Below are 14,215 nucleotides of genomic sequence, written 5' to 3'. Positions count from 1 at the left end.
TAATTCTAAACTCGTAATTCCCAATTATTTATAAACCTTCTCGTAATACTCCGCTGCCATGCGGTCAGAGTTAAAGAAGTCGCCTACTTCATTCATGCTTGTCAGGACGGTTTTGTACCAATCTTTGGGGCGTTGGTAATAAAGCGGCAAAATCTCGTTTTCGAGCATATCAAGCATGTTAGAAATATCTTCTCCATCGCGGTTATGGTCAGATGCCACGGGAACGATAAATGAATTTTCGCCGTGGCGAGAAAATTCACACACCCAGCCGTCGTAGGTTGAAAAGTTGAGACTGGCGTTCATCGCTGCTGTCATTCCGCTCGTACCCGAAGCTTCGCGCGTCACCACGGGCGTATTGAGCCACACGTCTGAGCCTTCCTTGAGTTGCTTCGACAAGGCCAATTCGTAGCCCGTCAGCACCGCCATGTTGGGGTAGAGGTGACTGAGGTAATACAAATGGTTAAACGTCTGAATAGCGCCTTCGTCTTTAGGGTAAGGCTTCCCTGCCCAGATAAACTGAATCGGGAGGTCTTTATTACGCATAATTCGGTCAAAGCGTTCTTGGTCGCGGGTGAGTAAATCGGGACGTTTATACCCTGCAAAGCGTCTCGCCCAAACGATAGTAAGCACATTCGGGTCAAAAAGTTTCCCCGCTTGGTCGGCGACAGTTTTAAAGAGTTGAGCTTTTAGCGCTTTTTTACGCTTTTCGAGGGCTTTTAAATCACCTTTTTCACGGGCTTTTTCCAAGTCAGCATCCGCCCAAGAGGCTTTGTGTTGGGAGTTGGTTACGTGGGTAATGTCACAAATATCTTTGGCCCATCCCCACATCTGCCGCGACACTTTCCCGTGAAGTTTTGATACGGCATTGGCTTGGTGGCTCAGCCGAAGTGCGGCCAAAGAGTGATTAAATACATTGTCGGTAATACCCGTAATCTTGCGAACTTCGTCCAATTTAAGACCTGCAAAAAAGCTAAGGTCGTTCAAAAAGTGAATGTCATGTTTTTCATTACCTGCTTCCTCGGGCGTGTGCGTAGTGAACACAAACTTCTTTTGAACGGCTTCTTTTTTGCGCAACTTTTGGTACATATAAAAAACCGACGATACCGCGTGGGCTTCGTTCAGGTGGTAAATGTCGGGGTCGTAGCCAAGTTCATCCAAGAACTTTGCCCCTCCAATTCCCAATACCATGCACTGCATTACTTTGATGGCTGGGTCGGAGTCGTACAACCGATACGAAATTTGACGCGCCCAAGTGTCGTTGCCGTCGGTATCGGTAGTCAAGAAAAACATCGGAACCGTCCCAAAAGTTGTTGGGTCGAGAAAGTAGGCCGCTACCCACACGGGCTTATTGGCAATCGTAATTTGGAAGCGGATGCCTGTATCTTTCAGAAAACTGTACATTTTTTCCCGAAACTGAGGCATCATGCTATTGTCAGAATTGCGCATTTGGTCGTAATACCCAAATTTCCACAACATTCCGACTCCAATAAGATTTTGTTTTAAATCGTGGGCACTTTTCATGTGAGAACCCGCCAAAAAGCCCAAGCCACCCGAATACGTTTTTAGGGCTTGGTCAATGGCAAATTCCATTGAAAAATAGACCGCAGATTTTTTAAAACGAGCGTCGAAAGCGTACGGATGTGCGTACACCGCAGGAAGTTTTTTTGCCATAAAAGTAAATCATCATAGGTTTAAGGCTGCTAAGCTAAGAAAAAATACCTAAATGTGTGGCAGGTTTCTCTTTTGTGTAGCAGGTTTCTCAAAACCTGCTGAATTCGTCGAAATATGTGTGGTGGTTTTGAGAAACCACTTGCACGGGTAGGGTGGTTTTGAGAAACCACCTCGCACGAGTAGGGCGGTTTTGAGAAACCTCTTCACACGAGAAACCGCGTCGCACGGACATGGTGTACACGGGTATAAAACCCACTTTTTGCCTTTTTATGTTGGCAATAATTTGCTCATTTATGCGTGATTTTATGAAAAAACTACCCCTTTTATTGTATTTACTGCTGGGAACAACGGCCGTTTTTGCCCAAAACAACCCTGCCAACAAGTCGCGTGTTCAGCAAGTAAGTGCGTTGCCAACGGGCTTGACCGTAGAATATATCCGTGAGCCTGCCCAAGTAGGTATCAAAGATGCACAACCTGAATTTGGCTGGCAAGTACCCACTTCAGCCGTTACACAAACAGGTTTTCAAGTACTTGTAGCTTCTTCTAAAGCACTTATTGACAAAAACGAAGGGGATGCCTGGGACAGCGGATTTGTACCTAAAAATAGCTCAACCAACGTAACCTACCAAGGGACAACCTTACAAACGGGAAAAACCTACCATTGGAAAGTAAGGATTTGGGATGCGGCGGGGCGCCCGAGTCAGTATTCAAAAGCACAGGCGTTTACGATGGGAAAAAGTGACGGTGAACTAACGACGGGAAATATTTTTCAAATTGACCGCATAAAGCCGCGCGTTTTTACCAAAAAAGTCAACAACTCGTATTTTGTCGATTTTGGTAAAGATGCTTTTGCCAATTTGGAAATCAACTACGTCACAAATAAACCCGATACGTTGGTTTTTCACTTGGGCGAACAATTGGAAAACGGACAAGTCAATCGCAAACCCACAGGGACAATTCGCTACCAAGAGGTGCGATTGGGCGTGTCGCCAAACCAAACAAAATATACCCTTCGATTAAAACCTGACCAACGAAACACGGGGCCAAAGGCGGTGGTTTTACCCGATTCTTTTCCTGTCTTGTTGCCCTTTCGTTACTGCGAAATCGAAAAAGCCAGCAGTCCGCTGGAAGCCAAAGACCTGACGCAAGTGGTCTATTACAATTATTGGGAGAATAACCAAAGCTACTTCAACAGTTCGGATTCGGTGTTGAATGCCATTTGGGAAATGTGTAAGTATTCCATCAAAGCCACCACGTTTGCGGGCTTGTACGTGGACGGGGATCGCGAACGGATTCCGTACGAAGCGGATGCGTACTTGAACCAATTGAGTCACTACAACACCGACCGCGAATACGCCATTGCGCGCCGTACGATTGAGTATTTTATGCAACATCCTACTTGGCCTACGGAATGGCAACTGCACGTAGCCATGATGTTTTATGCCGATTATATGTACACGGGGAACACGGAATTGATTGAAAAATACTACGAACCGTTGAAGTACAAAACACTCATGGAACTCGACCGTGAGGATGGGCTTATCTGTTCGCAGTCGCCCAAAAATACCCCTGAGTTTATGAAAAAACTGGGCTTTACCGACCCCAAAGAAAAATTGAGCGACATCACCGACTGGCCCCCCGCGCAAAAAGATACGGGCTGGAAATTGGCGACGGCCGAAGGGGAACGCGACGGCTTTGTGTTTCGCCCGATTAATACCATGATCAATAGTTTTTACTACAAAAACATGGTGATTATGGCCGAATTTGCCAAAATTTTAAGAAAAACAAGCGACCAACTTGATTTTGAACTACGGGCAGCGAAAGTAAAAACGGCGCTCAACGAGAAGTTGTTTGATAAAACCAAAGGCCATTACGTGGACGGTGAAGGCACCGACCACGCCTCGGTTCATGCCAATATGACGGCCTTGGCGTTTGGGGTTGTTCCTGATGCGTACAAAAAATCGGTGGCTCAGTTTATTCAATCGCGCGGGATGGCTTGCAGTGTCTATGGGGCGCAGTACCTGATGGAAGCGCTGTACGAAGCGGGTGCTCAAGACTACGCGCTGCAATTGTTGACCGACCAAAGCGACCGAAGTTGGTACAACATGATTCGGATTGGGGCAACGATTACCCTCGAAGCGTGGGACATGAAATACAAACCCAATTCTGACTGGAATCACGCCTGGGGTGCAGTGCCTGCCAACATCATTCCGCGTCAGTTGTGGGGGATTCAGCCTAAAACGGCGGGGGGGAGCGTGGTGTCCATCAAACCACAATTAGGGAAATTAGCGTCGAGCGAAATCAAAGTGCCTTTTATGATGGGCAACGTAAGTGCAAGTTACCAGCGAACGAGCGACGGTATGAAGCACTTTACTTTTGACGTCCCCGCCAACATGGCCGCCGAAGTAGAGATAAAAACCAATGCGGAGGACAAAGTAATGGTGAATGGGAAGCAGGTAGCCTCGGTGTTTAAAACCTTACAACTAGGCTCAGGCAAACATGAAATAACGTTGAAAGAAGCCGTACGCTAAAACACAGGTAGGAAAAAGGTCAGTTGCTTGCGAATGTAAAGTTCATTTTCTACTTTTGCACCCACAAAATATCGAATAGGTATTTTTCGGGCCCATAGCTCAGTCGGTTAGAGCATCTGACTCATCAATTAAAGTTCTTTGAATTAATGAATCGCGTTTGTGTTGTTTGCCAAACTGAAATTTATGGTCAAAAGCAAAAGTACTGTAGTAATACATGCAAGCAAAAAGACCACTATTACAAGGTAAAAAAGCAAACAAATACATATCACTCACAAACAGTTAGATCAATTTCACGAAAAATGAAATTAGTACAAATGTTTGGAGGAAAATGTAGCAAATGTGGTTATAACGCAAATCTGGCGGCATTACATTTTCATCATCTGGATTCTACAACGAAGCACTTCAAACTAGATGCTAGAATTCTTTCTAATAAAAAATGGGAGAATATTGTAGAAGAAGCAAAAAAATGTTTGTTGCTGTGTTCCAACTGCCATGCAGAAGAGCATAATCCAGAGCTTAGTGTTAAAAATATTCAAAAAATTTTAGACGGTGCCGCTAACAAGAGATTGTTAGATGGAATAGGGGTTAATTCAGGGAAGCCTTAACGGGTAGCGCCGATGGTAATCCTGAGCCAAGCCAAGTAAATGGTTTAAGAGTAACTTGGAAGGTGCAGAGACTAAGAAGTGAGGAAACCAACCAATAAGCTTCTACTAACGCCCCTCACCCGACTCCTAAATTAATTTGGGAAGGGTGGTGAGATAGTCCTACTACTTTGGGAAACCAGAGGAAAGTGAATCAGGTGGTCGCAGGTTCGAGCCCTGCTGGGCCCACAAAAAAGCACTTACGAGCAAAACTTGTAAGTGCTTTTTTTATACCCCAAACGCCCAGAATTACGTTCTCTCTTTGTTAGGCGGCTTCGGCATTGTGGTTGATGGTTTCGAGTAAACTGATAATTTTGGTAGCTACGGCATTATCAAACAAACCTACAATTCCGTTGGAATTAATATCCGTAAAAGGTGACTCGAAAAGCATAGCGGGTTCAACCATTCCCTTCACGGTCAGGAAGTTGATAATGGTGTCTATGAACTTGATTTGCTGGGCATTGAAGGTTTGATGGCTCAGTATTTCGGCAAAAGCCAACTTGGCCGCTTGTACGTCTAACCCAACGATGCTGCGGATAAATCTCCCCAACGGTTGCTCGCCGTAGGCTTTCGTAAACTCCGCTTTGGTGCCTAAGTTGCCTTGTTCAAACAATAGTTGGTCGAGACTTTCTACTTCTGCTTGGGTGATAGGGAGGTTGTTGCGGAGTTTATGGATAACAAAATGGGTGCTTTGCTCTTTCAGGTACTGCTCTACCTTGCGTTTGTAGGCATCCAAGTCGTTAAAATGATACACCAATTGATGTTCGTGCGCTTTACCCGTAAACTCATCTTCAAACATCGTAAAATAGATGGGGGTATTTTCCGAATCCCAAAATTGAATGATGTCACGCAGCTCAATACGGACTTTTTCAATTCCCAAAATCGTGCTTCCTTCCCAAAATACTTTCTGCTGCACTTGGTGGAGGGTGTCCATTTTTTTGGCTACGGCTGGTAGGCTGGCTTTCTTGCTGAGCTTACCTGCGGTGGCCACTACTTTTTGAATCAGCGTGGCTTGCTTTTTTTCTCCATTCAATACACTCAACTGGAGGTCGAGCATGAGGGCATCAAAGCGCTTAGCCAATTCGTCTTGCTCGGCTTCCAGCATCAAGGGCGCGATGTGGTCGCGGAGTTCTTTGTGGTCCAAATCGCTGAGGGCGTTCCAAGCATTGGGGTCGCGGTACTTCTCGACAAATGCCCAGTGCTGACGAACCACGAAACTGTCGCCGTTTAAGGCTTGGGTCTGCTTGATTAATTGGCCGAGGAGGGTTTGACCGTATTCCTTCAATTCGGGTTCTTCCTGACCCAACAGTACCAATGCCAAGCGCAAGCGCAGTTCAAACAATCGCTGGCTCAACGATTTGCTATTTGTCCCTTCTTTGCCTTTGGGATGGGCGTTGAAAAACTCGAAGTTTTCGCAAAAGTCGAAAATTACAAACTCTTTTTTGTCTTGGCCTGTCCCAAACAAGTCTTTGCACAAGCGGGTGCCTCGGCCTATCATCTGCCAAAACTTGGCACTGCTGCGCACGGGTTTGAAAAACACCAAATTGCAGACTTCGGGCACATCAATGCCCGTATCGAGCATATCTACCGACGCGGCTATTTGGGGCATTTTGGCTTTGTCCTTAAACTTGTTGAGCAAGTCGTCACGTTTTTCTTCGTGATAATCAATTACTTTTAAAAAATCGCCCCTGTAGGCGGGGTATTGTTTGTTGAAGCGTTCTTCAATAAACTTGGCATGGGTATGCGAACGGGCAAACACAATGGTTTTGGCCAGCTTATCGCCTCCTTCTATTTTGAGGCCGTGTTCCATCAAATGCCCGATTACTTTGTCCACCGTGTCGGTATTAAACAGCCATTTGTTTAAAGCGGCGGCGTCTATTTCGTCGGGAAAGGCCCCCGTAACGGGGTCGGAGAATTGTTCTTCGTAGGCGCGTTTTTCTTCTTCGTTGAGGTCGGCATATTTGATGCCGCTTCGCTGAAATTTAATAGGGACTGAAATGGCCTTGGGTGGTACCAGAAAACCATCGTTGACGGCCTGCTCCAGCTCGTAGGCAAAAGTGGGGTTGTTGGGTTCCATGTCAAACAACCCATAGGTGTCGCGGTCGGTTTCTGATTTGGGGGTGGCGGTGAGGCCAATGCGAATGCCGTCGAAATACTTGAAAATATGCTTGTAGCGGTTATAGACGCTGCGGTGGATTTCATCGAAAATAATGACGTCGAAGTGCCCTACGCCGTAAAAACGATTGTTGCCGTCGGCCTCGCCATCTATCATGTGGATGATGGTTTGGTAGGTCGAAAACACAAGTCGGCTGCTTTCGTCTTCTTTCTCTTTGGTCAAATCTACGGCGGGCAGATGGGGCAAATACTGGTTCAGGTTGATTTTGGCCTGATGAATCAAGGCGTTTCTGTCGGCCAAAAACAAGACGCGTTTTGCCCAGTTGGCTTTGCTCAGTAAGTCAACTATGGAGGCCGCAACCCTGGTTTTGCCCGTGCCCGTGGCCATAATGAGCAGGGCTTCGCGGTGTTTGCCATCCAAGGCTTCGGCTACCCGCCGAATGGCCTCGTGTTGGTAGGGGCGGTCGGTGATGGCGTTGTTGATGGGTTGGGTGGCCAGTGTTTTTTGGGAGCTGCGCCTTTGCACCATTAGCTGCAATTCGTCTTTGGTATAAAACCCAAACACTTCGCGGGGGGGATAGTTGACATCGTCCCACAGGAACGTTTGGAAGCCATTGGAATAAAAAATAACGGGACGTTGATTATATTCTTTTTCCAAGCAGTCGGCATACAGTTTGGCTTGGTGCTGCCCCACGCGGGGGTCGCGTTGGGTGCGTTTGGCTTCTACGACGGCCAGAGGTTTGCCATCGTCGCCCCAAAGTACGTAATCGGCAAAGCCGTGGCCGTTGGCATCGCCGTGGCCTTGGGGCATTCCTTTAACGGGGTATTCGGGGACATTGAACCCATACGGATCCCAGCCTGCTTCGCGCAGCAGGGTATCAATGTAGAGTTTGCGGGTAAGGGCTTCGTTGGGTTCGGTGGGAGGCACCACAAAGGCTTGGTTCTGCGCTTTGATGGCCTTGATGCTTGCCAGCTCGGCTTCCAATTTGGCGAGTTTGCTCTGCGACTCGTGGTAGTTGCGTTCTAGTACTTGAAGGTCGTGCTTGTATAAATCTTTTTCTTTGTTTTTTGAGAGGAGGCTTTCGTCAAATCGGGGAACGGAAACGCGCTCTTCGTGGTAGAGCTGCACCGCCCAACCAATAAAGCCGTGCAACAACCGCAAGGCATAGAGGGCTTCTTCGGGTTTGATTTTGGCCGAAGTATGCACGGCGGTATTGCCGAGCTTACGGATGAGGTTGATTTGGTTGAACTGTATGGGCGCTACCAAGTTTTTAAAACCTTGGGCGTGCATGAGCGAACTCAACGATGTGTCATAAGGCAATACCAAATCGGCGTCGCGTTCGTACATCCAGCGTACCCATTCTTCCAGGCTTTTGCGGCAGAGAAAAGCTGCCACCAAGGGCGCATTCAATACTTGCCGTTCGGCTTCTTGCGGCGATTGGGCCAAATCAGCCCATGAAGTGGGTATGAAGGAGAAGTTGCTCATAAGTCAATTGAGTAGTGGATAAAACTGTGTCGAATCTGTGTTATCATCGCCGATTTTAGCACACTGATGACACTGATTGAACAGATTCATACGGAGGCAAGATAGTTAAAATATAAGACTCTTTACTCTCCTTTTAGTTCGTTTTCAATTTCTTCGATGGTGGGGAGGCTGCTTTTAAATTCTTCGGGAAACAGCTTGGTGAGCTGATATTCTGAAATGCCTATGGGCTGGTTGATATTTTTTAGCGCATAGTCGGCAATGACGTTGTTTTTGTTTTTACAAATCATTTTGATTGGGTGAAAATTTCTACGTGATGCCTCCAAGGAATTTTTCCACCAAGCTGGTGGAAAAAGTTTGTCCCTTGGTAAAGTTGTTTCACTTCTTGAAGCCAATTTTTATATTCAGAATTGACCATGTGTATGATGCTATTTTAGGGTTTACTTTTTGCTGTTGAACTTAAATAACTGCCCTTCTACTCCGCCACCAACTCCCCCTTGAAGGCTTTTTGAAGCAGGGTTTGGAAGAGGGAAGAGGATAAATTTGACGACCTTTGCCCCACCAGTTTCTTTTGACCTAAAATCAAATTATCAAACTTTACCTGCAATGAAATAGGAGGTACTGGGATAGGAATAGTTTTTAGTTTTTCCCCAGTCAAGTGTGAAATTGTAGATGTTGTTACAAAATCTTTTAAACCACCAAATTTTGCATAAAACCAAAACAACATAACAGTATATTCGGAAGTTATATTTTGAGACTTCGCCCGTGCTCGGTGAATGGCTTTTTGAAAATAAATATCTTCTTTTTCACCTCTCCAAATTGCCGAACGACCAACCTCTCCCCCTTCGCATATCAGTATGTCCCCGTCTTTTAATTCAAATGTAGATAAATCTTTTTCTTCAAACTCCATTTCTGCTAAATCTTCAAGTTGAAATCTAAACCATTGGACATTTGAGTTTCCTAAATATTTATATTTTGTATTGCCTACCTGTTTTTTTGCATCCAACATTTTGCCTAACCGTGTATCAAATAATTCTCCAAAAAGTTTCACCTCCCACCCCTTTTCATTCTTCACGGGGTCGCCAAACATATCAATAAAAATAGCTTGGGCGAGTTCGTCGTATTTTTTGAGGAGTTCTTGGTCTTTGCGGCGCAAGGCATCGGCAGCATCCAGTATCTCCGCAATCCGCTTTTGAACGGGGAGAGGTGGGAGAGGGATTTGGATTTCTAATAAATCCGTTTTAGTTAAACTGGGTAGTGTAGTTGCCTTATTATGTTTTGCAAAATTGTAGGTAGTACAGAAGTAATAGAAGAATTTAGGCTCAATCTCTTTTTTTGGACATAATGCAAATGCTGTATCGACATTCCAAAATCGGGACTCAATATAAATCGGGTTATTTATAGAGCCTTTTCTGCCAATTATTGTCGCATTTCCTTCACACAGAAAATCATCAGCATAGCCCATAATTCCACCACTTCCAATGATAGGATACTGGCCATTGACATTATTTACTTTCTTATGATCCCTTCCATTTTTTATATCAACAACCTCCCCCAACTTCACCATTTTCCACTTCACACCACTATTATTCTTTATTGTTTCTATTTCCATGCTTTGAGTTCATTTAAGATAAATGCTTCGAGTTGTTCTTTTTTGGGTAGTTCGAGCAGGTATTTGGATACAAAGAGTTGGTTGTCCATGCCTGCGGTGGCGTATTCTACCAATTTTTTTCCTTTTTCGGTACAGAGCAATATGCCAATGGATTGGTTGTCATCGTCGCGCTTTACCTCGGCATTATAATAGGCCACATAGGTATTGAGTTGCGAAAGGTATTCGTGTTTGAAGGCATCAACTTTCAGTTCAATAATCACATGGCATTTCAAAATTCGGTGGTAAAACACCAAATCCGCAAAGAAATATTCATCATCAATCAAAATGCGTTTTTGTCGACATTCAAAGCAAAATCCGAGTCCAAGTTCCTGAATAAAATCTTGCAGATGGTTGAGCAGAGCGGTTTCGAGATTTTTTTCCTCGATTAGACCATCGCTTCTGAGTCCCAAAAAGTCATACAAATTATTGTCTTCAAAGACTTTTACCGCCTGTTGTTGAAAGTGTAGGTGCGTTTGCTCAATTATCGAGACCAAAGTTTCAAAATTCATAGATTTATCCTTCATGCCAGCATCGCTTTTAATTGGCTCAACAACTCGGCACGTTCGGCATCCAAGGCTTCGATTTGCCCAATAATCACGCTGGGTTTTTCGTAGGTTTTTTCTTCATAGACCACTTCTTTGTAGCGGTTGATGCTCAGGTCGTACTTGTTGTCCTGTATTTCTTTGAGCGGCACCATAAAACTCTTGTCGGTGCGGCGGCGGGTGCTTTCGGCTTGGAGGTGGTGGTAGCGGTTTACAATATCGGCAATGTCGTTGGCCTCTACGGGCTGGCGTTTGTCGTCGAGGCTAAAACCATCGGCCTGCATGTCATAAAACCACACTTGGTCGGTGCCGCCGCTGTTGGTTTTGGTAAACACCAATACGGCCGTACTTACCCCCGCATAAGGCTTAAACACCCCGCTGGGCATCGAAATAACGGCTTGGAGTTTCTGGCGGTCAATGAGTTCTTGGCGGATTTGGAGGTGGGCTTTGCTACTGCCAAACAGCACGCCGTCGGGTACAATCACGGCACAGCGGCCACCGAGTTTGAGGCCCTTCAAAATCAAGGCCAAAAACAACAATTCGGTTTTTTTGCTGTCCACCACCGCCAGTATTTTCCCATCCACGGCCTCGCGGTCGAGGCTGCCTTTGAAGGGAGGATTGGCCAGTACGAGGGTGGCTTTGTCGGCAAAACCCGTATTGGCTTCGCTGAGGGCGTCCACGTCCATCAGTTGCGGGTTTTCGATGCCGTGCAGCATGAGGTTCATGCCACCGATGCGAATCATGGTCGGGTCAAACTCCATGCCTATAAACATTTTCTGCTGAAAATGCGCCTTGACGCTGTCGGTGTATAAGTCTTTTTCAAAATGCTCGCGGATGTACTCGCCCGCCACGGTGAGGAAGCCCGCCGTGCCACAACTGGGGTCGCAAATGACGTCTTCGAGGGTAGGCTGCACCATGTCCACCATCATACGGATGATGTGGCGGGGCGTGCGAAACTGCCCGTTTTGGCCTGCGGAGGCAATTTTGCTCAGGAGGTACTCATAGACATCGCCCTTGGTGTCGCGGTCGCTCATGTTGATGTTGGAAATCATTTCCACCACCTGCGCCAGCAACCTCGGCGTAGGGATCATAAACGTAGCGCCCTTCATAAATTTGCTAAAAGCCGCGCTTTTGTTGCCCACGTTGCGCAGGAAGTCAAAGACGCCTTGGTCTTTGGTAAAAAGGCGGTACATCACCTCGGGGTCCATATTTTTGAAATGACTCCAACGCAGTTCGGCCTCATCGGCGGTATAAATGGGGTCTTCAATGGGCTTTTTGAGCAAATTGGCTTTGGACTCTTTTTGGGTTTGCAGCTCGTCGAGGCGGCGGATAAAAAGCAAATAGGTCATCTGTTCAATAACGGTGATGGGGTTAGAGAGGCCACCCGTCCAAAATGCTTCCCATACTTTGTCTATTTGCGATTTTAGGTCTCCAGTAATCATAGTTTTTTTAATAGTAAACTTACAAAGTTATCAAATCCCCCCCTTCTACCAATACGCAGGCCGCTTGTTCGTGCCGCCTTGGGTGCGGCAATCGCTGCACGGGATGCTGCCGATGGTGTAAAAAGGAATGACCGAACCTGGCACGGGGTACTCGATAAGTACCAAAAATGAAGCATTGGTCGATTGACGAATGATTTCGGTCTCAGAAAGGGTGTCGAGGGGCTCGCAGAGTTGGTCTTGTACCGTAAACCTGCCTAAGTATTCGGTGATGAATAACCGTTTGAATTGGGGCGTTGAAGCACTGAAAAATCCAAATACAGGTTCTTCGGGCGAGGTGACGCAGCTGATATTGCCCGTTATTTGTGAGGGTTGTCCATCAAAGAGGCTGCCCGTGATTTCGTTGGTTTTGGAAAGCGCCGCCCAATAATCAAACTCTTCCCGCGATAGCCCGTATTGGCGTACCAAAATGCTGTACCTTCTGCCTAATTTCCCGCTGGTGGACAACACCGTTGTGAGGGGAACATCCTGAACAACATCTTGGCTTAGGCGCAGGGTATTTGCCAACGTAATTTGCGCCGATTTTTGGTTGCCCCAGCAGGTGTTGATGTCTTCGGTACGTGCTCTAACTTTCCCGGCCACTATTTCATAACCCGAATACAAGGGCGCTTGGTACTCCCACGTTTCTTCAAAGTTCCAACGGTAAAAACGAGTTTTGTTCAGCGGGTCGTGGGTATTGACGAATATTTGCACGTTGGTACGCGCTTGATTGACACGGTAAGTGACGCTATCAATGGCAGGCGTTTGGATGAGGGGGACGTAGGTCGAAAGGTATTCTTTGCCGCCAATGGTTTGAATGTGTAGTCGAAACTTTTCATTTTCGGCTGCCGAAAATACTTTTAAAGTATAAACGCCTGGCTGGGTTTCGACGAGGTTATAACTGTTGCCTCGGTCGCTTTCAACTTTTACTTGGGCGCGTTGTTCGAGCAACGTAGCCCCCGTTTGTTTGACTTTTTGGGTACGACTCAGACGTATTTCACTGGTAATAGACGGGTTGAGCGTTCCTTCCACCACGAGGTAATTTTGTGCCTGATTCACCTCAGGTGGCGAATAGGATTCGATACAGCCATCGCTCAGATAGCAAATAATTATGAAAAGTAGTAAGGATGAAAGTCGAGATAGATAGGTCATGGCGCGTGGAATTAGTTAAAAAAGAACCACACGCCCAAAAACTACCTGAGGGGGTTCGTTTTTCGAAAGGCCAAGGGTGACTGACCTATTTGTCGCCTGAAGGTTTGGTGAAAATTAGACAAATTGTGGAATCCACATTCAAACCCAACTTGAGCCACACTCAGTTCGGAGGTCGTCAGAAGTTTGCACGCGTGGTTGATTTTGAGGTGATTAAGGTATTCGATGTACGTTTTTTTTGTTCGTTTTTTGAAGTAACGACAAAAAGCAGGCACCGTCAAATGGGCGACATCAGCGATGGTTTCGAGCGAAATTTCCTCTTGAAAGTGGGCCAACGTAAATTCTAAAATACGTTTCATCCGTTCGGTTTCTGAGTCGTCGATGGTAAGGCGATACGTAGGGCTTGCCAGCGACCGAAAGGGCGTTTGAGTGGCAAGCTGCAATAAAATGTCGAGCAAAGCCACCAACCGAAAGCCCTCTGTAAGGGTAGGAAGTTGGAGGAGCTTTTGGTGAAGGGTGGGGGAGATGGAGCTAAAAACAAGGCCACTTTCTGATTTTAGAAGTAATGAACTAATGGATTTAAAATCAGGGATTTTGTTGATGAAATCGGCAACCCACTGCGGTGGAAATTGAACAACGACGGCTTGGGCGGTCAGCTTAGAGTTATGTTGGTAAAATTCGACGGAGTTGCGCCAAAAATGCGGAACGTGGGCGCCTAGCAGTACCAAATCGCCTGCCTCAAAAGCCTCGATGCTATCGGCTACGAAACGCTGCCCAGCGCCCTGAACGATGTAAGTAAGTTCAAATTCGGGGTGATAATGCCAAGGCGCGTCGAAATAGGGACGTTCAAACGCACGTACAAGAAAGGAGGAGGTATGTTCAAAAGTCAGTTGTTCAAGCAGCGGTCGCATATAAAATGTAGAATATTGCTTTTTTATTTTAAAATAAGCAATG

General features: G+C 46.2%; 10 protein-coding genes. 2 read left to right on the top strand and 8 right to left on the bottom strand.

Features of this window, described 5'->3' with window-relative positions; all coding sequences use genetic code 11:
* Window positions 1–24: 24 nt before the first annotated feature.
* Window positions 25–1,671 carry an alpha-glucan family phosphorylase gene (gene glgP, locus DTQ70_RS12585; protein ID WP_122931123.1) on the bottom strand — a complete coding sequence of 549 codons (1,647 nt, stop codon included), beginning with the start codon at window positions 1,669–1,671 and terminating at the stop codon, window positions 25–27.
* Between the two features lie 305 nt (window positions 1,672–1,976).
* Here glgP and DTQ70_RS12580 point away from each other — a divergent pair, with 305 nt between their 5' ends.
* Both DTQ70_RS12580 and DTQ70_RS12575 read left to right on the top strand, forming a co-directional pair.
* Complete coding sequence (locus DTQ70_RS12580; RefSeq protein ID WP_229600124.1) at window positions 1,977–4,202, top strand: MGH1-like glycoside hydrolase domain-containing protein; 2,226 nt, start codon at window positions 1,977–1,979, stop codon at window positions 4,200–4,202.
* Window positions 4,203–4,501: 299 nt separating this feature from the next.
* On the top strand, window positions 4,502–4,807 hold the full coding sequence (locus DTQ70_RS12575) for a hypothetical protein (RefSeq protein WP_122931121.1): 306 nt from the start codon (window positions 4,502–4,504) through the stop codon (window positions 4,805–4,807).
* Between the two features lie 301 nt (window positions 4,808–5,108).
* On the opposite strand, the gene DTQ70_RS12570 is transcribed toward DTQ70_RS12575, so the two are convergent.
* The 7 genes from DTQ70_RS12570 to DTQ70_RS12540 form a co-directional block, all read right to left on the bottom strand.
* Window positions 5,109–8,444, bottom strand: coding sequence for a DEAD/DEAH box helicase family protein (locus tag DTQ70_RS12570; protein WP_122931120.1), 3,336 nt, complete (start codon window positions 8,442–8,444; stop codon window positions 5,109–5,111).
* A 122-nt stretch (window positions 8,445–8,566) separates the two neighbouring features.
* Window positions 8,567–8,731 carry a PDDEXK nuclease domain-containing protein gene (locus DTQ70_RS12565; protein WP_122931119.1) on the bottom strand — a complete coding sequence of 55 codons (165 nt, stop codon included), beginning with the start codon at window positions 8,729–8,731 and terminating at the stop codon, window positions 8,567–8,569.
* Between the two features lie 185 nt (window positions 8,732–8,916).
* Window positions 8,917–10,053: a restriction endonuclease subunit S gene (locus DTQ70_RS12560; protein ID WP_122931118.1), complete on the bottom strand. Its 1,137-nt coding sequence runs from the start codon at window positions 10,051–10,053 to the stop codon at window positions 8,917–8,919.
* A complete protein-coding gene (locus DTQ70_RS12555; RefSeq protein ID WP_206019707.1) occupies window positions 10,044–10,601 on the bottom strand; it encodes a PDDEXK nuclease domain-containing protein in 558 nt (185 codons plus the stop codon). Before DTQ70_RS12555 ends, DTQ70_RS12560 begins: the two co-directional genes overlap by 10 nt.
* 11 nt (window positions 10,602–10,612) lie before the next feature.
* Window positions 10,613–12,076, bottom strand: a complete 1,464-nt coding sequence (locus DTQ70_RS12550) for a class I SAM-dependent DNA methyltransferase (protein ID WP_122931116.1) — start codon at window positions 12,074–12,076, stop codon at window positions 10,613–10,615.
* Window positions 12,077–12,121: 45 nt separating this feature from the next.
* Window positions 12,122–13,264 carry a DUF4249 domain-containing protein gene (locus DTQ70_RS12545; RefSeq protein WP_122931115.1) on the bottom strand — a complete coding sequence of 381 codons (1,143 nt, stop codon included), beginning with the start codon at window positions 13,262–13,264 and terminating at the stop codon, window positions 12,122–12,124.
* A gap of 41 nt (window positions 13,265–13,305) precedes the next feature.
* The gene (locus DTQ70_RS12540; RefSeq protein WP_122931114.1) at window positions 13,306–14,172 is read right to left on the bottom strand and encodes an AraC family transcriptional regulator; all 867 of its coding nucleotides are present in this window, start codon (window positions 14,170–14,172) and stop codon (window positions 13,306–13,308) included.
* Between the last annotated feature and the right edge of the window lie 43 nt (window positions 14,173–14,215).

The organism is Runella sp. SP2 (genome assembly GCF_003711225.1).
Classification (GTDB): Bacteria; Bacteroidota; Bacteroidia; order Cytophagales; family Spirosomataceae; genus Runella.
Note: the sequence above shows the minus strand (reverse complement) of the source record. Positions and strands in the feature narration are given on the sequence as shown.